23 protein-coding genes, 1 tRNA gene and 1 pseudogene are annotated in these 24,701 nt (G+C 61.2%); 14 read left to right on the top strand and 11 right to left on the bottom strand.

Annotation, left to right across the window (positions count from 1 at the left end; translation table 11 throughout):
• Positions 1-4 precede the first annotated feature (4 nt).
• Both SynBIOSE41_RS01570 and SynBIOSE41_RS01565 read right to left on the bottom strand, forming a co-directional pair.
• Positions 5-77: transfer RNA gene (locus SynBIOSE41_RS01570), tRNA-Ile, on the bottom strand.
• A 14-nt stretch (positions 78-91) separates the two neighbouring features.
• Entirely contained in the window at positions 92-565 is a 474-nt protein-coding gene (locus SynBIOSE41_RS01565; protein ID WP_255475896.1) for a hypothetical protein, read from the bottom strand.
• Between the two features lie 108 nt (positions 566-673).
• Here SynBIOSE41_RS01565 and pyrE point away from each other — a divergent pair, with 108 nt between their 5' ends.
• Both pyrE and SynBIOSE41_RS01555 read left to right on the top strand, forming a co-directional pair.
• Positions 674-1,273, top strand: coding sequence for an orotate phosphoribosyltransferase (gene pyrE, locus SynBIOSE41_RS01560; protein ID WP_186539390.1), 600 nt, complete (start codon positions 674-676; stop codon positions 1,271-1,273).
• Complete coding sequence (locus tag SynBIOSE41_RS01555; RefSeq protein ID WP_186539389.1) at positions 1,273-2,127, top strand: folate-binding protein YgfZ; 855 nt, start codon at positions 1,273-1,275, stop codon at positions 2,125-2,127. Before pyrE ends, SynBIOSE41_RS01555 begins: the two co-directional genes overlap by 1 nt.
• Here the strand turns inward: SynBIOSE41_RS01555 and SynBIOSE41_RS01550 are convergent.
• Positions 2,028-3,593 (bottom strand): annotated as a pseudogene (locus SynBIOSE41_RS01550) (TM0106 family RecB-like putative nuclease). The gene SynBIOSE41_RS01555 and the pseudogene SynBIOSE41_RS01550 sit on opposite strands and share 100 nt — an antisense overlap.
• Before the next feature lie 53 nt (positions 3,594-3,646).
• Between SynBIOSE41_RS01550 and SynBIOSE41_RS01545 the strand changes: the two are divergent.
• From SynBIOSE41_RS01545 to SynBIOSE41_RS01520, 6 genes are all read left to right on the top strand, one after another.
• Positions 3,647-5,110 (top strand): phosphoglucomutase/phosphomannomutase family protein, encoded by a 1,464-nt coding sequence (locus tag SynBIOSE41_RS01545; protein WP_186539388.1) that lies wholly within the window; start codon positions 3,647-3,649, stop codon positions 5,108-5,110.
• A 2-nt stretch (positions 5,111-5,112) separates the two neighbouring features.
• Positions 5,113-5,700 (top strand): RdgB/HAM1 family non-canonical purine NTP pyrophosphatase, encoded by a 588-nt coding sequence (gene rdgB / locus SynBIOSE41_RS01540; RefSeq protein ID WP_186539387.1) that lies wholly within the window; start codon positions 5,113-5,115, stop codon positions 5,698-5,700.
• Positions 5,701-5,777: 77 nt separating this feature from the next.
• On the top strand, positions 5,778-6,815 hold the full coding sequence (locus SynBIOSE41_RS01535; protein ID WP_186539386.1) for an SAM-dependent methyltransferase: 1,038 nt from the start codon (positions 5,778-5,780) through the stop codon (positions 6,813-6,815).
• Positions 6,815-7,870 (top strand): Glu/Leu/Phe/Val dehydrogenase dimerization domain-containing protein, encoded by a 1,056-nt coding sequence (locus tag SynBIOSE41_RS01530; protein WP_186539385.1) that lies wholly within the window; start codon positions 6,815-6,817, stop codon positions 7,868-7,870. Before SynBIOSE41_RS01535 ends, SynBIOSE41_RS01530 begins: the two co-directional genes overlap by 1 nt.
• Positions 7,867-9,054 (top strand): FAD-dependent oxidoreductase, encoded by a 1,188-nt coding sequence (locus tag SynBIOSE41_RS01525; protein WP_186539384.1) that lies wholly within the window; start codon positions 7,867-7,869, stop codon positions 9,052-9,054. Before SynBIOSE41_RS01530 ends, SynBIOSE41_RS01525 begins: the two co-directional genes overlap by 4 nt.
• Before the next feature lie 25 nt (positions 9,055-9,079).
• Positions 9,080-10,654, top strand: coding sequence for a BCCT family transporter (locus SynBIOSE41_RS01520; protein WP_255475895.1), 1,575 nt, complete (start codon positions 9,080-9,082; stop codon positions 10,652-10,654).
• On the opposite strand, the gene SynBIOSE41_RS01515 is transcribed toward SynBIOSE41_RS01520, so the two are convergent.
• The 4 genes from SynBIOSE41_RS01515 to hisB all read right to left on the bottom strand — a co-directional run bounded on the left by SynBIOSE41_RS01515 (position 10,569) and on the right by hisB (position 14,842).
• Positions 10,569-11,822 carry an MFS transporter gene (locus tag SynBIOSE41_RS01515; protein WP_186539383.1) on the bottom strand — a complete coding sequence of 418 codons (1,254 nt, stop codon included), beginning with the start codon at positions 11,820-11,822 and terminating at the stop codon, positions 10,569-10,571. The genes SynBIOSE41_RS01520 and SynBIOSE41_RS01515 overlap by 86 nt on opposite strands.
• Before the next feature lie 42 nt (positions 11,823-11,864).
• Positions 11,865-12,575 (bottom strand): SIMPL domain-containing protein, encoded by a 711-nt coding sequence (locus SynBIOSE41_RS01510; protein WP_186539382.1) that lies wholly within the window; start codon positions 12,573-12,575, stop codon positions 11,865-11,867.
• Between the two features lie 111 nt (positions 12,576-12,686).
• Positions 12,687-14,174, bottom strand: coding sequence for a carotenoid oxygenase family protein (locus tag SynBIOSE41_RS01505; RefSeq protein WP_186539381.1), 1,488 nt, complete (start codon positions 14,172-14,174; stop codon positions 12,687-12,689).
• A gap of 59 nt (positions 14,175-14,233) precedes the next feature.
• Complete coding sequence (gene hisB, locus SynBIOSE41_RS01500; RefSeq protein ID WP_066905059.1) at positions 14,234-14,842, bottom strand: imidazoleglycerol-phosphate dehydratase HisB; 609 nt, start codon at positions 14,840-14,842, stop codon at positions 14,234-14,236.
• Positions 14,843-14,900: 58 nt separating this feature from the next.
• Here hisB and SynBIOSE41_RS01495 point away from each other — a divergent pair, with 58 nt between their 5' ends.
• A complete protein-coding gene (locus SynBIOSE41_RS01495; protein ID WP_186539380.1) occupies positions 14,901-16,106 on the top strand; it encodes an NAD(P)/FAD-dependent oxidoreductase in 1,206 nt (401 codons plus the stop codon).
• Between the two features lie 33 nt (positions 16,107-16,139).
• Here the strand turns inward: SynBIOSE41_RS01495 and fabI are convergent, their stop codons facing one another.
• Positions 16,140-16,922, bottom strand: a complete 783-nt coding sequence (fabI, locus tag SynBIOSE41_RS01490) for an enoyl-ACP reductase FabI (RefSeq protein ID WP_186539379.1) — start codon at positions 16,920-16,922, stop codon at positions 16,140-16,142.
• Positions 16,923-17,042: 120 nt separating this feature from the next.
• On the opposite strand from fabI, the gene SynBIOSE41_RS01485 reads away from it, so the two are divergent.
• Together SynBIOSE41_RS01485 and SynBIOSE41_RS01480 are read left to right on the top strand one after the other, a co-directional pair.
• The gene (locus SynBIOSE41_RS01485; RefSeq protein WP_370594166.1) at positions 17,043-17,984 is read left to right on the top strand and encodes an FAD-binding domain-containing protein; all 942 of its coding nucleotides are present in this window, start codon (positions 17,043-17,045) and stop codon (positions 17,982-17,984) included.
• A gap of 3 nt (positions 17,985-17,987) precedes the next feature.
• Positions 17,988-18,416 carry a hypothetical protein gene (locus SynBIOSE41_RS01480; RefSeq protein ID WP_186539377.1) on the top strand — a complete coding sequence of 143 codons (429 nt, stop codon included), beginning with the start codon at positions 17,988-17,990 and terminating at the stop codon, positions 18,414-18,416.
• On the opposite strand, the gene SynBIOSE41_RS01475 is transcribed toward SynBIOSE41_RS01480, so the two are convergent.
• Positions 18,374-18,904 (bottom strand): hypothetical protein, encoded by a 531-nt coding sequence (locus tag SynBIOSE41_RS01475; RefSeq protein ID WP_186540669.1) that lies wholly within the window; start codon positions 18,902-18,904, stop codon positions 18,374-18,376. The two genes, SynBIOSE41_RS01480 and SynBIOSE41_RS01475, sit on opposite strands and share 43 nt — an antisense overlap.
• A 99-nt stretch (positions 18,905-19,003) precedes the next feature.
• On the opposite strand from SynBIOSE41_RS01475, the gene SynBIOSE41_RS01470 reads away from it, so the two are divergent.
• A complete protein-coding gene (locus SynBIOSE41_RS01470; RefSeq protein WP_186539376.1) occupies positions 19,004-19,621 on the top strand; it encodes a thioredoxin family protein in 618 nt (205 codons plus the stop codon).
• A 10-nt stretch (positions 19,622-19,631) separates the two neighbouring features.
• The gene (locus tag SynBIOSE41_RS01465; RefSeq protein WP_186539375.1) at positions 19,632-20,843 is read left to right on the top strand and encodes a DegT/DnrJ/EryC1/StrS aminotransferase family protein; all 1,212 of its coding nucleotides are present in this window, start codon (positions 19,632-19,634) and stop codon (positions 20,841-20,843) included.
• A gap of 2 nt (positions 20,844-20,845) precedes the next feature.
• Here the strand turns inward: SynBIOSE41_RS01465 and SynBIOSE41_RS01460 are convergent, their stop codons facing one another.
• The gene (locus SynBIOSE41_RS01460) at positions 20,846-22,324 is read right to left on the bottom strand and encodes an FAD-binding domain-containing protein (RefSeq protein ID WP_186539374.1); all 1,479 of its coding nucleotides are present in this window, start codon (positions 22,322-22,324) and stop codon (positions 20,846-20,848) included.
• Between the two features lie 14 nt (positions 22,325-22,338).
• Positions 22,339-22,899 (bottom strand): NUDIX hydrolase, encoded by a 561-nt coding sequence (locus SynBIOSE41_RS01455; RefSeq protein WP_186539373.1) that lies wholly within the window; start codon positions 22,897-22,899, stop codon positions 22,339-22,341.
• Positions 22,900-22,925: 26 nt separating this feature from the next.
• On the opposite strand from SynBIOSE41_RS01455, the gene SynBIOSE41_RS01450 reads away from it, so the two are divergent.
• Positions 22,926-24,701, top strand: coding sequence for an ABC transporter ATP-binding protein (locus SynBIOSE41_RS01450; protein WP_186539372.1), 1,776 nt, complete (start codon positions 22,926-22,928; stop codon positions 24,699-24,701).

Genomic DNA, 24,701 nt, shown 5'->3' with positions numbered 1-24,701 from the left:
ACAATGGGGGTCGCGGGGATCGAACCCGCCTTAGGCGAATTATGAGTTCGCTGCATTCACCAGATTGCTAGACCCCCCTTGATCCGTGGGTTTACCACAGTGCACGGACCGGAGAAAAGACTTCCAGCTCCTGAACGCGATCAGGAACGGGGGAGGCCATGTCCTCAGCGATGCTGCCACTGAAGCCGTTGGGAATATCAACGGTGCGCCAGGGGATCGGATCACTCTGATTCTCAAGCAACATCCGGTAGGTGTTCTCCACGGCCGAGCCATCCCAGACAATCGTTTGATCAGGGAAACCAAAGCCCATCCAGCGCTCGCCATCGGGACCAGCCACAGCGAATCCATAGATGTCGGCGAGCTGATGCCGGATATTCACACCGCTGGCGAAGGGGGCTGTCCAGGTGTAGAAGCGCTCCTCCATCAGCGCTGCGGTGCTTTGCACCCTGGCGCAACGGGTCACTTCAACCGGTGATGCCTGCTCACCTCCTTCGATGAGCAGGACCGATGGGGCCTCCAGCGTGGTGGTGCAGACCACCGGTCGAGCCACTGCAGCAGTCTGCAACGAACTCAGTGAAAGAAGCAGAAGCAATGATCTCAATCGCAGCCTGTCCAAGGGAAGAGGCACCACTGCGCGCAAACTAGGCAGAGGATCCGCGAAGCACCAGCCCCCATGCCCGTCAATTCCGAGCCGTTTTTGGATCGCCAGGTCCTTCTGGACCGACTGGCCCTGGAGGCTTACCGGCACGGGCAGTTCACTCTCGCATCGGGTCGCAGCAGCGAACACTATGTGAACTGCAAACCGGTGGCCCTGAGTGGCAGCGGCCTTGCTTTGCTCAGTCCAGCCATGCTGGCTCTGGTGGACAAGGAAGCCATGGCCGTGGGTGGCCTCACGCTTGGGGCAGATCCCTTAGTCAGCGGGGTTGCCATGGCAGCGGCGCAACAGGGACGTGATCTGAATGCGCTGATTGTGCGCAAACAGGCCAAAGGCCATGGCACCGGGGCCTGGTTGGAGGGCCCACTCCCTGAGGCGGGTGCCCTGGTGACGGTGCTGGAAGACGTCGTCACGACCGGTGGCTCCTCCATCCAGGCTGTCAACCAGCTGAAGGAAGCCGGATACCGCGTTCGGCGAGTGGTCACCATCGTCGATCGTGAGGAAGGTGGCCAGGAGGCCATGGAGGAGGCAGGCCTGCAACTGGTCAGCCTGTTTCGACTCAGCGAAGTCGCGGCCAAAGCCAGGGAGCTTGAACAGAACAGGGAGCCTGAACAGTGATGAACAGCAATCAGGACGCAACGGAATTGATCTGGGATGGACGATTTCCTCTCATCCGCCTTGAGGGAAGAGGCTGCGGCAGCTTCCTGCATGGCCAGACCAGCGCAAAGGTCGACGGCTGCGCCCCCGGCGATCTGATCCAGGCCTGTTGGCTTAATGCCACTGGCCGCGTGCAGGCCTTGCTTGAAATTCGTCTGGATTCCGCAGGCGCCGATGTCCTCGTGCTCAACGGAAACAGCGACAGCGTCGTCGGCGGGTTTGATCGGGTGATCTTTCCTGCAGACCAGGTGCGACTGGGAGAACAGCGTCAGCAGCGCCGGCTGCAACGCCTGGAAGCGGGCAAGGCACCCGACCTGAACCAGGTGATCTGGCTCAGTGAAAGCAGCGAGCCGCCGACCTCCTGGGCAGATCTTTCACCCTGCAGCGCCACAGAACTGGAGTGCTGGCGGAACAAGCAGGGCTGGCCCCTGGGAGAACAGGAGCTCACTGGCGACACCAATCCCTTTGAACTGGGTTTATCCGATTGGGTCGAGCTGAACAAAGGCTGTTATCTCGGCCAGGAAACCGTGGCCAAGCTGGCGTCCCGCGGTGGTGTGAAACAGCAGCTGCGTTGCTGGCACAGCACCTCTGACACAAAAAATGTCCTGCAAAGCGGCGATCAGCTCAAGCTGAATGACTCGCGTGCAGGGATCATCACCAGCGTGTCCACAGACCATGCAACGGGGAGCAGTTTCGGCCTCGCCCTGGTCAGACGTCAGGCGCTCGAAGCGGAAACACTGCAAGCAGGAAGCAGTGATGTGGAGGTCTCCATCGCACGACCCAGTGCCTTCTGCGACCCACCCACCCGAGGTTGAGAGGGGCTGTCGGCTGCCAGCATCCATGCCGCCACCGTCCAGGTGGCCAAACAGTCATCACGGTTGTAAGTGAAGATCCAGCGCAGAGCCTGGACATGCCCACGGTCCAGTGGTCCGGTGCCACGCCACTGCCTCCACCAGAGCAGAGCCCTTGCACCATCGACACCAGCCTGACTCCAACTGAATCCAAGCCAGTTGGCCACTGTCTTCAACCCATAGCTGTTGAGAGGAAGTCGCCAGTGACTGCGCAGGCGAGCATGCACATCGACAAGCCTGCAGCGCAGGGCATGCCGATCCCCATCACTGACGCCCTGACGTTGGGCCATCTTGCACAGAGCCAGCGACTCCGTCTCGCCGAAGTGGAGCACCGGCCAGCCCTCATAACGGTTCAGGAATCGCTTGATGCGTTGTCAGCAACGGCCTTCTCCATGTTCCTGAAGCATCAGTAAAGGGTGATAACTCGCCCGATCAAGAGCCCAGCGGCCGTCGGGATCCCGAGGCAGACAGACAAATCCATGCAGAAAGTCATCACGGGCATCCGGGTCTGATTCGATGTCATAGATCAACACCCCAGGCGCCTTGATCAGTTCCGGCAGCGCCGGTGAATCGGCCAGAGTCTCCGCTTGTCCATCCCGCTGGGCTCGGGCCTGAGCCACGAGTGGAGCCGCCACGGCGCCGTGCTGGTCTCCAAATCGCTGCAGCTGCTCGGCCAGACGATGCGGGTCGGCATCGGCAAGTGCATGCAAACCATCAATCCCCAGCTCGAGAAGCATCTCCCGACGCTTGGCGCCGATACCACTGACCTCACTGAGATGCCCAATCCGACGTGCCTCGGCGTTGCACACGGCTCGCCAGCTGCACAACGAGCACTTGCGCCGGTCAGACGCGAGCGGGGGCGCCTCGGTCCGCTCCAGATCAGCCGCCAGTTTGCGCAATGCCTCATCCAGCTGACGCTGCAGGTTTTCACCGAGAGCAACCTTGTCCTTCTCGAGGTAACGGCCTGCTCCCGCCAGAGCCAGGCCATCGATCACAGGAGCCTGCTGAAGTTGTGCGAGCAGACGGGCTGACAACGCCAGCTGAAGTCGATGCTCCCGGGTGAGTCGTCGCCCCTGCCGGGCCAACACAGGCCGGTAAACGTAATCTCCCCAGCGACTGCGGCCCGGCTGACGCTGCAGCAGAGCGGGATGCGCCTCAATGCTGTAGCCCTCTGCGGTCTGTCCGCGCAGTCTCAGTCCCACCACACCGACTTCACCCCGTTCACAGGCGGCGAGCCCGTGTCCAGGCTTGTGGGGCAGCAACGCAACAAAACTGCGTTGCTGATCATCAAGCTGGAGAGTGCGATGGGCGGTGTAAACCCTCTTGCCCTGATCACCATGGCGATCGAGCCAGGCCCGGCGCCGGCAGCGGGACCAGCTGCGCAGCAGTCGGTCGGTGAGTGGCTTGTCAGCAGAAGGGGTGTCACCCATGGTCTGAGGTTAAGGCGGCCAACTGCTAAATCCAGATGGACTACAGGCATGCCATGGCGTCGGCTCCCCTCCCTCTGAGCGCAGCTCCGATCCGTTTCGGCACCGACGGATGGCGGGGAATCCTTGGGGTGGACATCACCATGGAGCGGCTGCTGCCGGTGGCAGCAGCCGCAGCACAGGAACTTGCCCATCAAGCATCGGATCCGCTCAACAGCAAAACCGTGGTGATCGGCTACGACCGCCGTTTCCTGGCACCAGAGCTTGCTGAGGCGATTGCTTCCTCGGTGCGCGGAGTTGGCTTGGAACCACTGCTCACAAGCACTCCTGTTCCCACACCGGCATGCAGCTGGACGGTGGTGCAGCGCCGGGCGCTGGGAGCCCTTGTGATCACGGCCAGCCACAACCCGCCCGAATGGCTGGGTTTGAAGATCAAGGGACCGTTCGGCGGATCGGTGGATGGCACGTTCACTGCCGCGGTGGAACGGCGCTTGGCCGCAGGCAGTATCAGTGTGCCGGTTGCAGGGGAGCCAACTCGCTTTGACGCCCGCAGCGAACACCTTGAGGGGCTGCGAACCAAGCTGAATCTGGACGCCATCAGCTCTGGGCTAAAGGCCATGGGCCTGCGGGTGATCGTGGACCCGATGCATGGCTCTGCGGCAGGTTGTGTGTCTGATCTGCTCGGGTCGGATGCCGAAGGTCTTGTCTCTGAGATCCGCAGCCAGCGTGATCCTCTCTTCGGGGGCTGCCCTCCGGAACCGCTCGCCTCTCACCTGCAGGATCTGATTGAGACGGTTCAAGCCTCCAGTCGCAACGGGCAGCCTGCAGTGGGCCTTGTTTTCGATGGTGATGGCGACCGCATCGCAGCCGTGGATGAGCACGGTTGCTTCTGCAGCACCCAGCAACTGATGCCTCTGCTGATCGATCACCTCGCCGGAGCAAGGCAGTTACCGGGAAGCGTGGTCAAGACCGTCAGCGGTTCGGACCTGATGCGCCTGGTGGCTGAAGACCTGGGCAGGGAAGTGCTTGAACTTCCTGTGGGCTTCAAATACATCGCCGCAGAGATGCTGGCGGGTGATGTGCTGATCGGAGGAGAGGAGTCTGGAGGTGTCGGCTTCGGCATGCACCTGCCTGAACGTGATGCGCTGTTCGCGGCCATGCTCGTGCTGGAGGCACTTGTTCAAGGCGGGATGCCGCTGGGAGCGCGGATGCAGTCTTTGCGTCAGCGCTGCGGTGGCTCCAGTCATTACGACCGGCTCGATCTGCGCCTGGCCGATATGGAGTCCCGACGACGCCTGGAGCATCTGCTGGCAACCCAGCCTCCAGAAGAGGTGGCAGGACAGACGGTGGCAGAGGTGATCACAACGGACGGTGTGAAACTGAGACTTGGCCCCAGCCACTGGTTGATGTTGCGCTTCTCCGGCACTGAACCCCTGCTCCGGTTGTACTGCGAAGCACCCGACAGCGATCGTGTGGCAGCCGTGCTCGCCTGGGCCCGCCGCTTCGCTGAGAGCGCTTGAGCATGGATAGGCAAACACTTGTGATCGCCAGCGGCAACCAGGGCAAGGTGCGGGAATTTGAAGGTCTGCTGAGCGGACTTCCGCTGAAAGTGAAAGCCCAGCCTGAAGGGTTGGAGGTGGAAGAAACCGGTCATACCTTCACCGCCAACGCCCGTATCAAAGCCGTTGCCGTGGCGGCCAAGACCGGGGAATGGGCTCTCGCGGACGACTCAGGGCTGAGTGTGGATGCTCTTGATGGAGCTCCAGGCGTTCACTCCGCCCGCTATGCCCCGAGCGATCCGGAACGGATCGCTCGACTGCTGCAGGCGCTGAAGCCTGAAGACAATCGCAATGCCCGCTTCTGTGCAGCTCTCTGTGTGGCGGCTCCTGACGGCACGGTGCTGCTCGAGGTGGAGGGCCATTGCAAGGGATGGATTACCCGATCACCGAGGGGAGATCAGGGCTTCGGTTACGACCCGATTTTTGAAGTTGAAGGCACACAGAAAACCTTCGCCGAAATGTCTCTGCAGGAAAAAAAATCCCATGGCCACCGTGGTCGGGCTTTCGCACTTCTGGAACCAGGCTTGAAACAACTGCTTTCTCAGCAGTGAGACCCAGGAATGCACTGATTGTGACGAGGTGCTGACAAACAGCTCCTGTACGGTGTGATCTGTCGCTGACGAGGTCGATGGCCATCGCCATGACCACCGGTTACAGCGCACAGACTGAAGGCGCTCTGCTTTGCATCGAAGCCGCCTCGGACTGGGCCCTGACTTGTGTTGACCAACTGGCTGCTGCTGACAGCTATGTCCTGATCGATTACGGCGCCGCCGATGGAGGCACTGCAGTAGGTCTGTGGCACCAGGTGCTGGACCGCCTGCATGCCAACCAGCCCCAGGCCCACCTGACCCTGATCGGCAACGATCTGCCCAGCAATGACAACGTTGCCCTGGCCGAAAATCTGGCACTGCAGATTCCGCGCGCTCCCAAACCCACCGTGCTGGTGAGTGCCCGCAGCTTCTACGAGCCATCCGTAGGTCCCAACACGGTGAGTTTTGGCTTTTCCGCCACCGCCATGCACTGGCTGAGTGAGTCGCCAGGTCCCCTGAATACCCATACCCACGTGCTGGCATCCGGCGATTCCGATGCTCTGCAACGCTTCACGGCACAGGCGCTCAAGGACTGGACTGCCGTTCTGGAATTACGCAGCAAAGAGCTCAAGGTCGGTGGTCGCCTGTTGACGGTGAACCTGTCCCGGGATGAAGAGGGTCGCTACCTCGGCCACAACGGAGGCGAAACCCGCAATGTGCACGACCAGCTGCATCAGATCTGGAAGAGCCTCGCCGACGAAGGTGTGATCTCCGAGGAGCAGTACCGCAAGGGGACGGTGCTGAACTTCTACAAATCACCCGATGAGTTCATGGCGCCGCTGAAAGATCAGAGCTCAGCGCCTTACCGCAATGGTCTGCGTCTGGTGGATGAGCGCACCGTTTACGTCAAGTGCCCCTACCGCCGTCGCTGGGAGGAGAACGGCGATACCGCAGCCTTCGCAACTGGACTGATGGCCACGATCCGGAGTTGGAGCCGTCACAGCTTCGCCAGCGCTGCTGGAGATGCAGCGGCCGATGAGGTGTACCGCCGCCTGGAGCAACGCATTGCGGAAGCCCCCTCTGAGTGGAGTCTGGATTACGTGGAGCACCACCAAATAATGGAGAAAGTGACCTGATGACAACAACAACCCGACCCGCGCCGGACGTCTCGGTGCTAGCTGAACATGTCTCCGACCATCTGTCGGTGTTCGTGGTCGCCGAGAACACGGATGCACGCCGTCCGGCCAACGGCGGCCTGCGTCTGCTCAATTACCCCAGCGATGAGGCCTGCATTGCTGATGGTCAGCGACTGGCAGGGCTGATGACCCACAAGCACGACCTCTATGGCACCGGTTTCGCCGGCGGCAAGATCGTGGCGCGCGCCGCCGAACCGGAGGCGGTGAAGGACGAACTGATCAGCATTACCGCTGGGCTTCTGGAGTCTCTCGAAGGAGCCATGATCACCGGCTGTGATCTCAATACCAGCCTGGAGGATATGGAGCGCCTGACCGAACTCACGCCCCATGTGCTGGCAGCCGTCGGCAGCCCTGTTGATGCCAGCGCAGCAACGGCTCATGGCACTCTCGGCGCCGTCGAAGCGGTGCTCGAATCATCGCTGGCTGACGCGACACCGGGTCGGGCACTGGTGCATGGATGTGGCGCCGTCGGCGGCACCGTGGCCCGCGCCCTTGTTCAACACGGCTGGACCGTGTTCACCGTGGATCTCAGTTGCGAACGTGCAGGCTTCCCTGGTGCCACTCCTCTGCCTCAGGAGTGTCCCTGGTGGGAGCTGAAGCTGGATCTGCTGCTCCCCTGCTCGATCTCAGGTCTGATCAATGCTGAAATCGCCTCGGCCCTGAGGGTCAAATCCGTGGTCCCAGCGGCCAATGCTCCCTTCCAGAGCACTCAGCTCGCCGACGACCTGCGTCGCCGCGGCATCCGTGTGCTGCCGGATCCATTGGTCAATGCGGGCGCCGTGATTGCTGACTCGATCGAGCGCTTCTCACCCGACGCCTGGAAAGGTGCAGGTGCGGAGGATGTCTACGCCTTCGTGCGCAGCGAGGTGCGCCAGCGCGCGACTGACTTCCTGAATCAGCGCGATCAGGGCCTCTCCGTTGGAGCAGCTCTCGTGGAAGTCACCGCCGAACGGGAGACCGATCCCATCGGCCTCAGCTTCGGGGATGTGGCATGAGCTCAACTTCTCTTCCAGCCCAAGCCGCAGTGGTGATTGTCGGCGGCGGCATGGCCGGTCTCAGCTGTGCGGCGTCCCTGGCCCGTCGCGGGATCACCGACGTGCTGTTGCTCGAGGCCAAAACCCTGGCGCATGCCAAAGCCAGCAGCTTTGGCGAAACCCGGATGTTCCGGGAGATGTATTCCGATCCCGTTCTCTGCCGTCTGGCGCAGGAGGCGAACAGGCTCTGGCGCGAGGAAGAGATCCACGCAGGAGAACAGCTGCGCGAAACCCATGGACTGCTCTTTTACGGCGAAAGCTGGGACGAGGAGACCATCGAAGGCTCGATTCCAGGAGCCCGCCGGGTCATGGACGAGCAGGGCATTCCCTATGAAGCCCTCAATGCCGATCAGATCTCAGCCCGTTTTCCTCTGAAACCGAGGAGCGATTTCACCGGACTGTTCGAGCCCACCGCTGGTGCGGTGCGCAGCGACAAAGTGGTTGCCCACTGGATCCGCACGGCCCGCAACGCCGGACATCAATTGATCGAGCACTGCCCGGTGGCCAACCTGGATGCCGACGGTGGTGGCGTGACGCTTGAGGGTGGACATCACATCGCCGCCGAACAACTGGTCGTGGCTTGTGGCATCTGGAGCCAACTGATGCTGGCTCCACTGGGTCTCGCGCCGAAACTCGAGGTATGGCCGATGCTCTGGGCTCACTACACCGTGGACCCTGCGTTGGCGGATCGTTATCCGCAATGGTTCTGCTTCCAGAAGGAACGCGGCGATGACGGAGGTCTTTATTACGGCTTCCCGGTGCTCAGCCACACCAACGACGGCCGGCCGCGAATCAAGGCGGGAATCGACTGGGCGCCTAAAGAGCTGCGTGTCGCAGAACCGAATGCCATGGCCACAGAGCCACCAGCAAGGCTGGTCGAACTGCTCGATACGTTCCTGTTCAACGACGTTGAAGGCGTCCAGGAACGGGTCGAAACGGTGATCAGTCCCTACTCGATGGCCAGTGATGTGAATTTCGTTTTGGATCGTCTGAGCCCCAAGCTGAGCCTGTTTGCCGGCGGCTCAGGCCAAGCCTTCAAATTCGCTCCTCTGATCGGCGACTCGCTGGCACGCCTGGCCAGCGGTGAAGCCCCTGCTGTGGATCTGTCCTGCTGGAGTCACCAGCGCGAAGCCGTCAGCATCTGAAGCCCCTCTCGCGAAGACATCTCCCTTGCCCGACCCATCAACCCTCCAGGACGGCGCGACTGAAACCAATCAGTGGTGGCGACGCAAACCGCTGTTGATCGGCGCAGGGCCACTGCTGGTTTTTCTTGTGGTGGCAGCCATTGACCTCAAACTGGCGGAGCAGTTCACCAGCTCAGGCAAAGCCATTGTCAGCAACGCTCTCGGCGGTCTGTGGCAGTGGATGGTGCTGCTGCTGTTTGTGATTGCCATCGTGCTGGCGCTCAGCCCGATCGGGAGCTTGCGCCTTGGAGGAGCTGATGCCAAACCAAGCCTGAAATTCTTCGACTGGTGCGCTGTGCTGATCTGCACGCTGCTGGCCGGCGGTGGAGTGTTCTGGTCTGCGGCCGAACCCCTATTCCACTTCCGAGATCCAGCGCCCTACTTCGCCGGAGTTGAGGGATCGACCGCAGCTGCAGTCGATCCCTCCCTGGCCGTGAGCTTCCTGCACTGGGGTTTCCTGGCCTGGGCCCTGGTCGCAACAACGGTGACCATCACCCTCTCCATCCAGGAGCAACGAGGGGAGCCTTTGCGACCACGCACACTGCTGGTGGGAATCCTCCCCAGCGGCTGGGTGGAGGGTCCTCTTGGAGATCTCGCTGACGGCCTTTCCGTGGTGGCGGCCATTGCAGGCACCGTGGGGCCACTCGGCTTCCTCTCGCTCCAGCTCAGTAACGCCGCGGGAATGCTGCCGGGTTTCAGCGACAGCGCCGGACTGCAATCCCTAGTGGTGGTCTTGCTCACAGCAGTATTTGCCACCTCAACCGTGAGTGGAATTCAACGCGGCATCAAGTGGCTCTCTGAACTGAACGTTTGGCTCACCCTTGGGCTTGCTGCGGCTCTGCTGTTGCTGGGCCCGGGGATCTGGCTGATTCAGCATTTCTTCAGCGCATTCGGGCTCTACCTCATCAACCTGCCGGGCATGGCCCTCGCCCACAACAGCAGCCCGGGCAACTGGGTCAACAGCTGGACCGTGTTCTATTGGGGCTGGTTCCTGGGCTACGCACCGCTGATGGGCCTGTTCACGGCAGGTGTGAGCCGCGGCCGCACTTTGCGCGAACTGGTGCTGGCGGTGGCCATCCTCTGCCCGATCGTGACCAACATCTGGTTCACGCTGCTCGGCGGCTCCGGCATGCAGCTGGAACTGGCCAATCCCGGCTCGATCAGCGGCCCGCTCACTGCCAGCGGTGAGTCGGGAGCACTGCTGGCCATTCTCGGACAGCTGCCCCTGTCGTGGCTGTTGATTCCAGTCGGGCTCGTGCTGGTGGTGCTGTTCATGGCCACCAGTGCCGACTCGATGAGTTATGCAGCAGCCATGGTGGTGAGTGCTCAGAGCACACCACCAGCGCTGCTGCGCTTGTTCTGGGCTCTGATGATCGGCACCCTCACGCTGGTGTTGCTGCGCATCGGCACCAGCCTGGGAGATAACACCTCGATCAACGCCCTGCAGGCCTTCATTGTGATCACTGCCGTGCCGGTCACCCCTCTGGTTCTGCTGAGTCTCTGGACAGCACCGCGTCTGGCCTGGAAGGAATGGCGTCAGCGGCAACCGGCTCAGGGCTGAAACTGATCCAGCTGGCCATCGCCAAACCAAACAGCGCCAGTGCTCCATAGATCAGAAGCACCAGCGACAGGTCTCCTGGAGGAGAGGCCTGAAGAATCAATCCCGACACGATCGTCATCAATCCGCCCATCACCGTTCCGGAGGTGTTGACGATCGACACCGTCATCGCCGTCTGTCCTGGAGGTGCCGAAGCTTCCGCGATCGGGAAGGCCAACACCGACGTGCCGATGCCGACACCGAAGCTGAAGGCGGGCAGCAGCAGCACCCCACGCGGCAACGAGGGCACGATCAGCAGCAACAGCGAAAGCAAAGTGATCACAGTGCCGATCAGCAACAAGCGTCCACGCTGCTGAGGGCGTCCGCCGAGAGCCCCACTGCTGACCATCCCCACCACCAGGCCGATCGACATGATCAGGGTGAGACTCTCCATCAGTGGACTGGACCAGCCCCTCAGACTGGAGAGCAGGCCGTACTGCGCCATCCCGAACACAAAACCAAGCCCCCACGCATAAAGCAGACAGCACTGAATCAGGCGATTCACTCCAGCCCTGGTCCAACGCTGCAGGCGAACCTCCTGCTCGGCTGCCGGCGCCATGGCGGGCGAGCGACGGCTGGCCCCAAGCAGAAGCATCGGCAACGCCACCATCAAAGCCAGTGAAAGGCCCTGGAGCAGCACCAGTTCCCGCCAACCGGAGCGACCCAGCAACAGGGGCACCACGGCCGCCAGGGCGGCACCGATTCCCAGCAAACCATCGGTGAATCCCATGGCCAAGGCGAAGCGATCTGCTGGCAGGCTGCGCCGCGCCAGCAACGCGGATGCCGGAAAAGCCACAGCGCAGGCCATGCCGGTGCCGATGCGAGACAACAGCAGCCCCTGCAGGCTGTCGCTGCTGGCAAACACCAGACTGCAACACGCTGCAGCCAACGCAGCCAGCAGCAGCCAGAGCTCGACCTTGCCCCGGTCAATCAGGCGACCAACGGGCACCTGCACCAAGCCGTAAGGCAATAAAAAGCTGCCGGCCACCAGAGCCACTCCCGCCGAGTGCAGACGCAGATCCGATCCCAGGGAACCCTGGAAATACTGAAAGCTGGTTTCCACCCAGACCAGCCAGACCACGAACAGAAGACTCGTGACCCAGAGCAGCCGATCGCTGCGTCTCCCCTCCATGACTCTCTGCCGCCAGCTGATGATCAGTGTGGGGGAATGAGCTCAGTTGAGGCAGTAATCCAGCGCAAGACTGAGGCTGGCTGTGGGCAGCGGCGCTTCCTCAGGCCTGAACCGTGGCGCCGCACTGACCGCCATCGCGGCAGGGCGAACCGAGGCATGACTGCGCTGATCGATGCGCAGCAGCGCCACCCTGCGAAGCCCAAGGGATGCTGCCGTCTGCTCGGCCTGCCTGCGACCGCGCTCAAGAGCCCTCTCAAGCAGTTGGTGCTGCAAACGATCCTGCCCCTCGGCAGATGGCAGGGAGGTCATGCCCTGGAGACGGACACCCGGCAAACGGCCGGCGCGCTGGATCAAGGGGTCGTAGTTGCTGCGACCAACCGTTCCGGTGATGGTTGTTGAAGACCGATAGCCCCTTGATGGCTGAGAACCGGGCATGGCATAGGTGTTGGGTGCCGGAATCACAAGCCGCCCGTCAACAAGGGTCTCCAACTCCTCGCGCAGCCTGACCTGACGCTGATTGAGTTGTTCCAGTGCGGCTGCGGTCGTCGAGCCCTCTGCCTCGAGGCGCAGATTGAAACGGAAACGAACCGTACGGCTTTCACCGCTCTCCTGCAGATTCAGCTGAAGAAGGGTGCCACGGCAAACAGGACCCTGAATCTCAGCTTTGGCCGCTGGCGGCAGCAGCGAGACGGCTGGAGCGAGCAACACTGCTGCTGCCAAAGAGATCACGGGGGGATTCAGCTCAGAAGGCATCACGAGCGAGACAGCGAATGGAACCTGAGTCGCTGTCTAAGTCATGCGGCGCCTGGAAAGATTTCACAACCATGACCGGCGCTGCTTCAGACACCACCGAGTCCGACTGAGTCAGCTGGCATCAACCCAGCTGCCGTGCAGGCCATGGGGTATCGCCAACGGCAGCTCGAACACCGCCAGTTCGCGCAGATCAGCCGCGTCAAGAATCACAAGATCAGAACCTTCCCGATCACCGTTCCACACCAGTTCCAGCACCCAGCCATCGTCTTCAGCGCTTGCCCCATGCCTGGGAACCATCAATGGCTCACTCACAAATCCGTGGGGCACGGCACTCCAGATCTGGCGCTCACCGCTGACCAGATCAAGCTTTTTAACCACCTGAAGCGGATCATTACCCTGCTCGCGCGCTGCGGCTGCCATCCAGGCGAAGCGACAGGGAAGACCTTCCTTCACAGGATTCACCATCGCAAATTCACAGCAGCGTTCACTCAAACGCGTGGTCTGCACCGTGGCGCTCTCCAAGTTGATGCGGCACTGCTCGAGCAGCCCCTCGGGGATCAGATCGAAGTCAACCGCTGCAAAGTCGACATCGGGACCGATCGATGGAAAATCGCTGTAGTAAATGCTCTCCACCACCACATCACCCTCCTGTTCCCAGGCGTTGAGGTGATGAAACACAAAGCCCTCGGGTGCATCCACAATCCGCGGGGATTGGCCGGCAAAGGCACCGCTGTCCCGTGGAATCAGCCAGAACTTGGCCTGGCCATTCTGCTTGGATTGCAGGCACTGGGCCGCACCCTTTCTGCCAAGCACGAAAGGAAGCGGGTTGAAATCGATCGCGTTCTGGAGAAACACAGCCCAGTTGGGTGTGATAGCGAAATCGTGCAGGAAGGCAAAGCCGTTGAAGCTGTCACGGCGGTCGCTGAGAAGGTCTCCTGCCTTAATCCCGGCGGCGGAGTCATCTTCCGTGGCGAATTCCATCAAACGGATGGTGCTGCGTGGCCCGGTGTTGACCCCGAAGGTGACCATGCGCGGGCGACTGTGATGTCCGGGATCGAAGCGAGGATGGGCACTGAAGGCCTCACCTTTCTTCAGAACACCGCCCAGCAGGCTGATGCCGTGGGTCTCGAGGGTTCGGGGATCGAGCGCATGGGGTTCGGCTGCTTCCCAGAGTGCGAGCAACTGGTCGCCAAGCTGAACAACGCCAGTATTGGCGATGTTTTTCAACCTCAGATCAAAGGCATTGGCCAGCGGACCTCCAGGCTTCTGACTTCCGAAAACCCCTCGATACAGCACCTTGCCTGCCGCTTCCTCGGCCTGCCAGCCAGCAGTACGCACAAAACGATTGGTGAGCGAAACACCCTCAGCATTGAACTGAATCGCAGTGATCATGCCGTCACCATCAAAGGGATGGTGAACACGCTGGCCATTACGCTCCAGAAGTCCAGGGCCATTGCGATAGAGAGTTCCCAGCAGCTCTGATGGCACGCTGCCCCTCACCGGCTGAAGCGCAACATCAGTGAGCTCCTGCTCCACATTGCGGAAGGCGCTGGCCCATTCCGACCGGTTGAAACGTTCAGCGGCGGGAGCGACGGTCACGGGGAACAACAGCAGCGATCTCCATCTTCTCGTAACGGACTGTGAAGCGCGGCGAAGACTCAGGTCGCCCCTGCCTGCTCAAGCACACCCTTGCTGCTGGGAACCGCACCGGCACGCCGCGGGTCGATCTCCGTTGCCATACGCAAGGCCCGGGCAAAGGCCTTGAAACAGGCTTCAACGATGTGATGGGAATTGGTTCCATCCAGCTGACGGATATGGAGGGTGAGCCCGCTGTTGTTGACCACCGCCACAAAGAATTCCTTGACCAGCTCGGTGTCGTAGCGACCGATCTTCTGATTTGGAATGCTGAGGCTGTAGGAGAGATGTGGGCGGCCTGAACAATCCAGCACGACCTGCACCAGCGCTTCATCCAATGGAGCGACGAAGTGACCGAAACGCACGATGCCGCGCCGATCACCCAGGGCCTGCGCCAGAGCCTGTCCGACGGCAATGCCCACGTCTTCATTGGAGTGGTGGTCATCAATATGGGTATCACCCACCGCATTGATCTCAAGATCAATCAAGCCATGGCTGCTGATCTGATGGAGCATGTGGTCCAGGAAGGGCACGCCGGTGCTGGCCTGACACTTGCCACTGCCGTCAAGATCAAGGCACACCTTGACATCGGTTTCACCGGTCACTCGATGGATCTCGCCTTGTCGCGTCATCCCATTGCTTTCAGTGACTTCATCGTGCCGCACGAGCAAGCAATCAGAAACCACAACCATGCAATTCCCCGACCTTGACACCGACGTAAAGAAGAGCAGTGCGCCAGTCCAACGAAGGGTTCAGGTTCTGATTGTGGGTCTCGGCCCCGCAGGCACAGCCTGCGGAATGGGGCTAGCGAAAAGTGGTCTTGAAGTGCTGGCGATTGATCGTGCCCACTTCCCGAGAGACAAGATCTGCGGTGATGCCCTGACAGGCGATGCGCTCCGTTTCCTGAGAGAGAACAACATCCCAACCACGATCATCCAGAGATCTGTCAGCGAGACACGCAAACCCAGCTATGCGGAGCTGACGCCCACCCTCGCTGAAGCGAGTGGCTACTCACTTCAGGGCACTGGCCTGCGCACGAGGGAAGCGTCCTTTCACAGCATTCGCCGCATCGACCTCGACAACTGGCTGGTTGAGTGCTGCGCGAGAGCTGGATTGCCCATGGAATTCGGTTGGCAGGTGCAATCGCTCCACCGTCACTCAGCCTCTGATCCCTGGTGCGTCGCAGGCACAATTCGCAGCCGCAAGGGTCAGGTGCAAGGGAAATTCGAAATCACCGCCGAGGTGGTGGTGGGGTGTGATGGGGTTTCCTCAGTTGTGCAGAACCTGACGCGTGAACAACACGCTGCGCGACCGATTGCATTGGCGAGCCGAAGATATTCTAGGCGCGACGAAGTTGACACTCCGGACGTTTCACTGATGGATTATCAGTGGCCTCGCAACCCCTCCTACGCCTGGCGGTTTTCAGTGAATGGCGGAACCAACGCTGGCATCTACTGGTGTCATCACCGCGAGATTCCACCACTCAGCGGTCGCGATCTCCTGGCGCTCACCCGTCAACATGCTCCCAGAGGTGACGCCATCAGAACCTGGGGAATTCCGGTTTTAACCGACGATCCCCTGCCCCAATCCCCGTCGGGGATTTTGCTCACGGGTGATGCAGCCTCACTGGTCGACCCCATGATCGGGCATGGGATCGACCGCGCCATTCACAGCGGAGAGCTGGCCGGCCAGATCCTGAGCAAAGGATTTCAAACCGGCTGCACTGTTGAAACGATCACACGCACCTATGAGAACAACCTTGAAAGTCGGCGGGTTGAGTGGCAAAGAAGCTTCAAGGAAATGGACAAGATGCTCGGGGGAGTCGATCGCACCGCCGAGCAGTTCGTCAGAAGTCTGCTCAGATCAGTGATGTTGCCTTCAACAACCCAGCCCTGAATTCGTCGGACCCAATCTCACAGCACAGCTGAATCACATGCCATTGATGCAATACCCCGCATCCACATAGATGGTTTGGCCGGAAATACCACTGGACAGCTCACTGAGCAGGAATGCAGCAGTGTTGCCCACTTCCGTCTGGGTGACGGTGCGGCGCAGCGGTGCCTTTTCCTCCACGTTGTGAATCATGTCGAGGATGCCACCAATGGCCGAGCTCGCCAGCGTGCGGATCGGGCCTGCACTGATGGCATTCACGCGAACCTGCTTGTCGGGACCGAGCTCGGCGGAGAGATAGCGAACGGACGCTTCCAGAGCGGCCTTGGCCACACCCATCACGTTGTAGTTGGGAATCGCGCGTTCAGCGCCCAGGTAAGTGAGCGTGACCACCCCGGCTTTCTCACTGAACAACGGCTTGGCATGACGACACAGGGGAGCCAGGGAATAAGCACTGATCTCGAGAGCTCGGGCAAAACCCTCAAAGGTTGTGGCGCTGTAATCACCGATCAGTTCCTCCTTGCCCGCGAAAGCAAGGCAATGCACCAATCCATCCAGCACGCCCCACTTCTGCTTGATCTCTGCGAAGACCGTTTCCATTTGAACGGCATCCTGAACATTCAGAGGCAGGAACAACGAGGGTTCAAGTGGAGCGGTGAGCTCACGAACCTTGGTCTCAAAACGACCTTTCTCGTCAGGGAGATAGGTGATGCCCAATTCAGCACCCGCCGCTTTGAGCTGCTGGGCGATGCCCCAGGCAATCGATCGATTGTTGGCGATGCCGGTGACGAGGATCTTCTTGCCCGTGAGATCGAGAAGCATCGGACCGGTCTTGGCTGAACTGTTGGGGGATTCTCCACCATCCCCGGCCCGAACTCCCAGCAGCGGTCGCGTTTGAGCCCCTGGATCGACAGGATGACACTCAGAAAATCCATTGTTTCGGTGCCCCCGCAACCCAGCCCAACATCGCTGTCATGGTCTGAACGGCCTGGAGACCTTCCCAGGGATCTCCCGGACCGCGGTGCGCTCGAACGCCTGCTGGAAGAGGAGTTCCCGGAGGCGGACGGAGCGCTCAGCCCACTGCGCGGAGGCCGAGACGCTGCGGAACAAACGCTGAGTCGTATCGACCCACGGCGCTACACCAAAAGTCGCAATCACCTCAGAGGTGCGGTCACGGGTTTATCGCCTTACATCCGCCACGGTGTGCTCAGCCTCGCCGAGGTGAGGGATGCCGTGTTCCAGCGCATTCGCAGCCGGGATGAGGGAAGCAAGCTGATCAATGAGCTGGGATGGCGCGACTTCTGGCAGCGGATGTGGCGGGATCTTGGTGATGGCATCCACGACAGCCAGGAAGAGCTGAAAACAGGGCACGATCCCGCCTCCTACGCCAGGGAGCTCCCTGATGACATCCGCCAGGGAACAACAGGTCTGGCCTGCATGGACGGATTCCAGAGCGAGCTCATCACCCGTGGCTGGCTGCACAACCACGCCCGCATGTGGCTGGCTGCTTACGTGGTGCATTGGCGCAAGGTGCACTGGAAGGCCGGCGCGGACTGGTTTCTGGAGCATCTGCTGGACGGAGACCCCTCCAGCAACCATCTGAGTTGGCAGTGGGTGGCCAGCAGCTTCAGCCACAAGCCCTATTTCTTCAACAAAGCCAACCTGGAGCGGTTCAGTGATGGGCAGTTCTGCAGGACCTGCTCCAGCAGCGAGCACTGCCCCTTCGAGGGCAGTTATGAGCAACTGGAAGATCAGCTTTTCGCCAACCAGGGCGCCATTCGAGACGTTCCCCCCAGACGCAACCGCAACCACCGGCAACGCTCAGGCCGAAAACAGAGCCTGAACGGAAACGGTCATGCGGCCATGGCCCGACCAAAGCGATAAGCCATGACTCTTCAACGACCAGTGATCTGGGTGCACGAGGAAGCACTCGGCTCCAACAACCCAGCGCTGCTTGAGCGGCCGGATCACCCCGCCATTTTTGTCTTTGACACCCGATGGATCCGAGAAGCCTGCATCAGCCGCAAACGACTCGGCTTCCTCTACGAAAGCGCCCTGGATCTACCCATCACGCTGCGCAAGGGTGATGTGGACAAGGAAGTGATCGCCTTCGCTGAACATCACCATGCCGATGGCGTCCTGAGCAGCGTGCCCGTCGATCCCCGCCTGGAACGCATCGCGGCCTCGATCGAATCGCACTGCCCGCTGGAACTGCTGGAGCCGGAACCATTCGTGGACATGCCGCGGCCCCCGCGACTGGGACGCTTCAGTCGCTACTGGCGCGATGCCGAACCGGTGGTCTGGGAACGCTTCTGAGCTTCATCGAGCAACTGGTTTTCAAGCCGCTTCTCTTCAGCGGGATCTGATAGCAGATCCCGCTGCTCATAAGCCGGCAGCTGGACAGGCATCAGCTCCGACGCATCGGTTGGCGGGGGAGTCCAACGCCAGCGAGCCTGGGGAGCCCGCTGCTGGCAAAGAGCCTTCAACTGCGCCTGCAAAGCCTGGAGAACATCGCTGCGACGGACGACAGCGAAGAATTCCTCACGCGGTGCGAGGCCTGCACTGAAGGGTGCTGAGCCGTTGCCGTTGAAGAGACGTGCAGCATCGGGGAACCAACGTGGCGCGCACTCCGCTGCATCGTCCGTGTTGGTTTCCAGGAAGAGGTGGAGACCGTAGCCATCGGGCTGACTCACCACAGCGAGCCCGTCATGGGGCATCCGCCGCTGCAGCGGGAACACTTTCCAACTGGGTTCCTGCGCTGCCGAACAGGCCGCCAGCACCAGAACAACAGTTATGACTGAGATCCGACCTGCCTGGGCACGCCTGAGCACGCGTTCTCTGCACCGGAGGGCCGGAGTCTGAACCAGGATGAACAACGGTGCACCATTTGTTGCTCGTTCGCCATGGCTCTCACTCCCTCAACCATGCTGCCCCTTGGCGAAGCGTTACCTGACTTCAAGTTGCCCGTGGTGAGCGGAAGCTTGAGGGATGCCGCTGCCGCAGCAACTCTCAGCAAAAGCGAGCTACCGAGACAACCGCTGCTGGTGATGCTGATCTGTGCGCACTGCCCATTTGTGAAGCATGTGGAACCCGAGCTGAGCAGGCTCGCAGAGCACTACGGCCCAGCCGTGACCCTGCTGGCCGTTTCCAGCAACAGCCTCACCACCCATCCACAGGATGGTCCCGAGGGCCTGCGCCATCAGGCCAAGCGGCGGCAGTGGAGTTTCCCCTATCTCCTGGATGAGCAGCAGAACCTGGCCAAAGCCCTCAAGGGTGCCTGCACGCCGGAGTTCTATCTGTTCAGCCCCGATGATGCAGGCCTTCAGACCCTGCGCTATCGCGGCCAGCTCGACGGCAGCCGCCCAGGCAACGATGTGCCAGCGGATGGTCGCGATCTGCGCAGGGCACTGGATGCGGTCCTCAACGGTCAACCTGTCAACGGAGAACAGCACCCTTCCGTGGGCTGCAATATCAAGTGGCATCCCGGACAAGAGCCACCGTGGTTCAGGGCACCGGCTTAAGGTGCCCCCCATGCAGGTTCCTCCCTTCAGCCTCAGTCAGCAGCTCGCCGACCTGGGGCCGGAACTCGATGAAGCCGCGCTGCGTGTGTTGCGCAGCGGGCAGTACATCGGCGGCAGCGAAATCAAAACCTTTGAAACTCGCTTCGCAGCGGTGGTCGGCACGGCCCACGCCGTTGGTTGCAACAGCGGCACCGATGCCCTGATCCTGGCGTTGAGAGCCCTCGGCATCGGGACCGGTGATGAGGTGATCACAGCCTCCTTCAGCTTCTTTGCCACAGCAGAAGCCATCAGCGCTGTGGGTGCCACCCCCGTTTTCGTGGATGTGGATCCACTCACCTACCTGATCGATCTCGATCAGATCACTGCTGCGATCACTCCCGCGACCAAAGCCCTGATCCCGGTGCATCTGTTCGGTCGCCCCGTGGACATGACGCGGTTGATGGCGATCGCCAAAGATCACAACCTTTGCGTTGTTGAAGACTGTGCTCAGGCAACAGGTGCGAGCTGGAACGGGCGACCAGTCGGCAGCTGGGGGGATACGGGCTGCTTCAGCTTTTTCCCCACCAAAAACCTGGGAGCGGCCGGTGATGCTGGCGCAGTGACCTGCCACGACGCAGCTGTTGCTCAACGCATGCGCGAACTGGCCGTGCACGGCATGCCCCGCCGTTACCTGCACACAGAGCTCGGATACAACAGCCGGCTTGATGCGATGCAAGCCGCAGTGCTCAACGTGAAACTGCCCCGGCTGCACCAATGGGTGGAGCGCCGCCGGGAGATCGCCCAGCGCTACCGCGAGGGTCTGCAAGATGTGCCAGGCCTGCTACTCCCTGATGCCTCGACAGGTGATGGTCACGGCTGGAATCAGTTTGTGGTGCGTGTCACGGTCTGCCCCACTGACATCTCCTCCAGTGGCAGTCATCGCCCCAGTGAGTTCGGGCTACCCAGCAGTCATTGCCGCGACTGGCTGAAACAGAGCCTGCAGGAGCGTGGAGTGAACACGATCATCTACTACCCCATTCCCATTCACTGCCAACCGGCTTACGCCGATCAGCAACAAGACACCCGTCTACCAGTGACCGAGCAGCTCTGCAGCGAAGTGCTGAGTTTGCCGATCTTCCCGGAGCTCTCCAGCGAACAGCAGGAACAGGTGATTTCCGTGCTGCGTTCGCTGCTGATCCAGAACGCCTCATTGGATTCACAGACCTGCACTGTGGCGGCCTGAGCTCAGGATCGGATCGTGGCGTAGAGACCCTTGAAGTGGGCCTGTTGTTTCTTGTGATCGATCAAAAGCTCTGGATATCCGCGTCGCTCCAGCGCGCCAATCTCGCCGCTGAGCAGATCCTTGGTGTTCACATGGCGCAGCTCAGGTAACCAGTAACGGATGTAATCACCCTCGGCGTCGAACTTTGAGGCCTGAGTCGCGGGATTGAAAATCCGCAGGGGCTTGGGATCCATACCGCTGCTGGCACTCCACTGCCAGCCGCCATTGTTGGCCGCAAGATCGCCATCAACCTCCAGCTCCATGAAGGCCCGTTCGCCCCAGCGCCAGTCGCAGATCAGGTCTTTGACCAGAAACGAGGCGACGATCATGCGACAGCGGTTGTGCATCCAACCGCTCTGATTGAGCTGGCGCATCGCTGCATCGATGATCGGCATCCCTGTTTGGCCCTCTCTCCAGAAGGAAAACCAGTCTTCGTTGTTCTCCCAGGGGAAGCGTCGCCATTGCTCGCGGTAAGGGCCATCAGCCAGTTCGGGGAAATGGAACAACGCCTGCTGATAAAACTCACGCCAGCCCAGCTCCTGCTCCCACACCGTGATCGCATGCTGCTGTTCATCACTGCGCACCATCTGCTTGGCGCTCTGGGCAGCACACCAGGCCTGCCTGGGACTGATCGTGCCGACACTCAAAGCCGCACTCAACGAAGAGGTCCCCTGCTGACCGGGGAAATTACGATCAGGCTCGTAGCCAAGCAGGGGCCCATCAGCGAAGGTCGCCAACTGATCCACCGCCGCAGCTTCTCCCGGCCTGCAAGGACACAGGTCCGTACCGGCAAATCCATGACTGCTGCGCAATCGCTCAAGCTCGGCCTGACCCTGGGAACAGAGGCGAGCAAAATCTCCCTCGGTGGCGTTGATCTGCTGGAGCTGGGACTGGGTCAGATCCTGCAGGCCTTGCGGAGCTTCTGCGGTGCGTGGGGCGAGCCGTTCGACCTGACCACGCCAGTTGCGCAGGAAAGGTCCATACACCCGATAGGGATCACCTCCACCGGTTTTCAGTAACTCCGGCGCCACCAGCAGCTGGTCCCAGTCCACAAGCAGCTTGCGCCCGTCGGTCTGCAGAGCCTTGGCCACCCGACGGTCACGCTCACGGGCATAGGGCTCCACATCGCGACTCCAAACCACGGTGGGCGCGTCCAGAAGAGCCGCCAGCTGGGGCAGCAGCAGGACTGGATCGCCAGCCAGCACCAACAGGCGACTACCAGCCTGACGCCAGCGCTGTTGCAGTTCGACCAGGCTCTCCACCAGAAACCACAAGCGGGCCGGCGCCATCGGCGGCAGCTGGGGTGGCGGAGTGATCAGAGCCGGATCAAGCACATAAACACCGGTCACAGCCGGGCCGAGTGCTACGGCCGCCTGAAGACCTGAGTTGTCCGTCAGGCGCAGATCGCGGCGGTGCCAGAACAGCGTGCGAGGGTTGCTCATCTTGGATCGAACATTCAGAAACCGAGCAGCTGTTTGGCCCGATACCAGGCGGTCACGCTTTTGCCATCCAGCCACTCTTCGCCGGAGCTCAGGCGAGCATCCAGTTCGGCGGGACTCATCTGCAGAACCTCCAGATCCTCGTCGTCGTCACCTGCCGGGGGATTGTCCAGCTCTGCGAGATCCCTGGCTAGGAAACAATGGATCACCTCATCGGAATACCCAGGACAAGGCAGCATTGGGCCGAGTGCATCCCAGCGGGCGGCGCTGTAGCCCGCCTCTTCACCCAGCTCACGCTTCATCGATTCCAGGGGATCTTCGCCTTCCTCAAGCGTGCCGGCCGGGAACTCCAGCAGCCTGGCCTGAACAGCAAAGCGGTACTGACGCAGCACCACCACCTGTCCCTCATTGGTGATCGGTACTGCCAGGGCAGCTCCCGGATGCTTGATGATCCCGAAGCTGCCCTCCACCCCCATCGGCAACCTGATGCGGTTGCGCTCGAAGCGCACCTTGCGCGCATCCAGGGCATCGATGGTCTCCAGCAGCTCATAGGGCTCTGGAGCCGGCAGCGGGGCCATGGCTTCTCAGGACAATCGGCACCAGCATGGCGGGTGAGCGTCAGGATCGACGGAGGACTGTCCCTTCTTTCGGCATCGCGCTCACCGGTCAAGCCTTGAAGTCTTCGCCACCCAAAGTGCTCCCCCGGCGGCAGCAGCTGCAGCTCCTGAAGGCCTTGGCGCGGGAGGCGGGCTGGCGACAACTCAGCCTGCAGACCTTGCTGAGCGTGGTCAGCAGCCTGCTGGACATCGCCGGACTTGGGTTGGCCGTGAGCCTTTTGCTGAGCTCGGGAACAGATTTCGCTACATCACCGACTTGGCTGAGAGAGCTGCCACTGTCGTCCAGCCTGGTGCTGCTGGTGGGCCTCATCCTTGCTCGAGGTCTGATCCAGGCTCGAGTGGCTGTCAGCAGGGAATGGCTGCGCTCAGGCTTCACCGACCGGCTTCGGCAACAGTTGCTGCATGAGGTGTTCTCCGCCTCATCCCGGCAACTGGATCAACTCGGCCGTGGTGATCTGCTGGCACTGCTGATGGCCGACATCACTCGCTCGGCCATGAGCCTGGATCAGGCCTTGCTCATGGTTCAGGCGCTGCTGGCGATGCTGGTTTACCTCATCAGCGTGCTGGTGGTGGGGCGCACTGCAGCCTGGCCGCTGCTGCTGGCGCTGGCGGCCACTGCGAGCGCAGCCCTGCTCAAGCGATCCGGCAGTTGGGGACTGGGCCGGATCCAGAGCCGCCTGAATGCAGCCCTGCAGCGAACAGTGGGGGATGGCCTGCATGGACTCAATGCCTTGCGTGCCGCTGCCGCTGAAGTCTGGCTGCTGAATCGCTTTGCACGGGAGACCGCCAAAGGCCGCTGGCTGCTCAGGGAACGGGTGCGCAGACGCGCGGGCTACAACGCCTGGCGCGACACGCTGGTGGTGGCCATTGCTGGCGTCTGGATGCTGATCCAGGGGGAAGCACTCACGGCTGAGGTGCTGGCCACAACGTTGGTGCTGGCCTACCGAGCCGGTACATCCCTGAGCGCTGTGGTGCAGGCCCGACGCCTGTGCCTCGGCAGCCTGCCTGGATACGAGGCGCTGCGTGAGCGCCGCCAACAACTGCGGGCTGACCCCTTACTGACATTTGGGACAGCACTCAGCGAACGCTCTCTGCAAAGACTCGGACTGGAACACTGGAGCCGACTTCACTGGCAAAGCACAGATCCTGGCGCAGCTGCGCCGACATCCATCAGCCTTCAACCCAACCGACTGGTCGCGATCACTGGGGCTTCAGGCTGCGGCAAGACCAAGCTTCTGGATCGCATCAGCGGACTGCATGATGAAGAGAACAGCTTCTGGACAATCCACGGCCAAAACACAACTTTTCAGCTGAACGGGCTGGCCGCTGCTCAGCAGTTGCGTGGACTGATGGCCTGCGCACCACAACATGCCGCTCTGTTTGAAGCCAGCCTGCGCGACAACCTGCTGCTTGGCGCTGATCTTGCCGACCAAACCATTAAGGAATGGCTGCATCGCCTGGGACTGGAGCACCTATTGGACAGACAGGACGGCCTGGATACCCCCATGTCACTTGCCCAGACACCCTTCTCCGGCGGTGAGATCCATCGCCTCGGGTTGTTAAGAGCCTGGCTTCGGAGCCGACCGGTGGAAGTTCTGGATGAGCCCACGGCATTTCTTGATGCCACCGCCAGCCAGCGGGTTCGGGAGGTGATTCTTGAACGGTCCAGGGAGCGACTGGTTTTGTTCAGCAGTCACGATCGGGATCTGCTTAAGCAGGCGGACGTGGTGATCGAACTGCCCTCTTCAGAGTTGAAGGTCTGA

The sequence above is a fragment of the Synechococcus sp. BIOS-E4-1 genome, from assembly GCF_014279995.1.
In the GTDB taxonomy this organism is placed as follows: domain Bacteria; phylum Cyanobacteriota; class Cyanobacteriia; order PCC-6307; family Cyanobiaceae; genus Synechococcus_C.
This window is presented reverse-complemented; position numbering and strand designations above follow the sequence as displayed.

Bases quoted from the DNA above. Each gene is read 5' to 3' on its own strand.
- pyrE (WP_186539390.1), top strand. From the start codon at position 674: ATGCCCGTCAATTCCGAGCCGTTTTTGGATCGCCAGGTCCTTCTGGAC.
- SynBIOSE41_RS01555 (WP_186539389.1), top strand. From the start codon at position 1,273: ATGAACAGCAATCAGGACGCAACGGAATTGATCTGGGATGGACGATTT.
- SynBIOSE41_RS01545 (WP_186539388.1), top strand. From the start codon at position 3,647: ATGGCGTCGGCTCCCCTCCCTCTGAGCGCAGCTCCGATCCGTTTCGGC.
- rdgB (WP_186539387.1), top strand. From the start codon at position 5,113: ATGGATAGGCAAACACTTGTGATCGCCAGCGGCAACCAGGGCAAGGTG.
- SynBIOSE41_RS01535 (WP_186539386.1), top strand. From the start codon at position 5,778: ATGGCCATCGCCATGACCACCGGTTACAGCGCACAGACTGAAGGCGCT.
- SynBIOSE41_RS01530 (WP_186539385.1), top strand. From the start codon at position 6,815: ATGACAACAACAACCCGACCCGCGCCGGACGTCTCGGTGCTAGCTGAA.
- SynBIOSE41_RS01525 (WP_186539384.1), top strand. From the start codon at position 7,867: ATGAGCTCAACTTCTCTTCCAGCCCAAGCCGCAGTGGTGATTGTCGGC.
- SynBIOSE41_RS01515 (WP_186539383.1), bottom strand. From the start codon at position 11,822: ATGGAGGGGAGACGCAGCGATCGGCTGCTCTGGGTCACGAGTCTTCTG.
- SynBIOSE41_RS01510 (WP_186539382.1), bottom strand. From the start codon at position 12,575: ATGCCTTCTGAGCTGAATCCCCCCGTGATCTCTTTGGCAGCAGCAGTG.
- hisB (WP_066905059.1), bottom strand. From the start codon at position 14,842: ATGACGCGACAAGGCGAGATCCATCGAGTGACCGGTGAAACCGATGTC.
- SynBIOSE41_RS01495 (WP_186539380.1), top strand. From the start codon at position 14,901: ATGCAATTCCCCGACCTTGACACCGACGTAAAGAAGAGCAGTGCGCCA.
- fabI (WP_186539379.1), bottom strand. From the start codon at position 16,922: ATGCTTCTCGATCTCACGGGCAAGAAGATCCTCGTCACCGGCATCGCC.
- SynBIOSE41_RS01480 (WP_186539377.1), top strand. From the start codon at position 17,988: ATGACTCTTCAACGACCAGTGATCTGGGTGCACGAGGAAGCACTCGGC.
- SynBIOSE41_RS01470 (WP_186539376.1), top strand. From the start codon at position 19,004: ATGGCTCTCACTCCCTCAACCATGCTGCCCCTTGGCGAAGCGTTACCT.
- SynBIOSE41_RS01465 (WP_186539375.1), top strand. From the start codon at position 19,632: ATGCAGGTTCCTCCCTTCAGCCTCAGTCAGCAGCTCGCCGACCTGGGG.
- SynBIOSE41_RS01460 (WP_186539374.1), bottom strand. From the start codon at position 22,324: ATGAGCAACCCTCGCACGCTGTTCTGGCACCGCCGCGATCTGCGCCTG.
- SynBIOSE41_RS01455 (WP_186539373.1), bottom strand. From the start codon at position 22,899: ATGGCCCCGCTGCCGGCTCCAGAGCCCTATGAGCTGCTGGAGACCATC.
- SynBIOSE41_RS01450 (WP_186539372.1), top strand. From the start codon at position 22,926: ATGGCGGGTGAGCGTCAGGATCGACGGAGGACTGTCCCTTCTTTCGGC.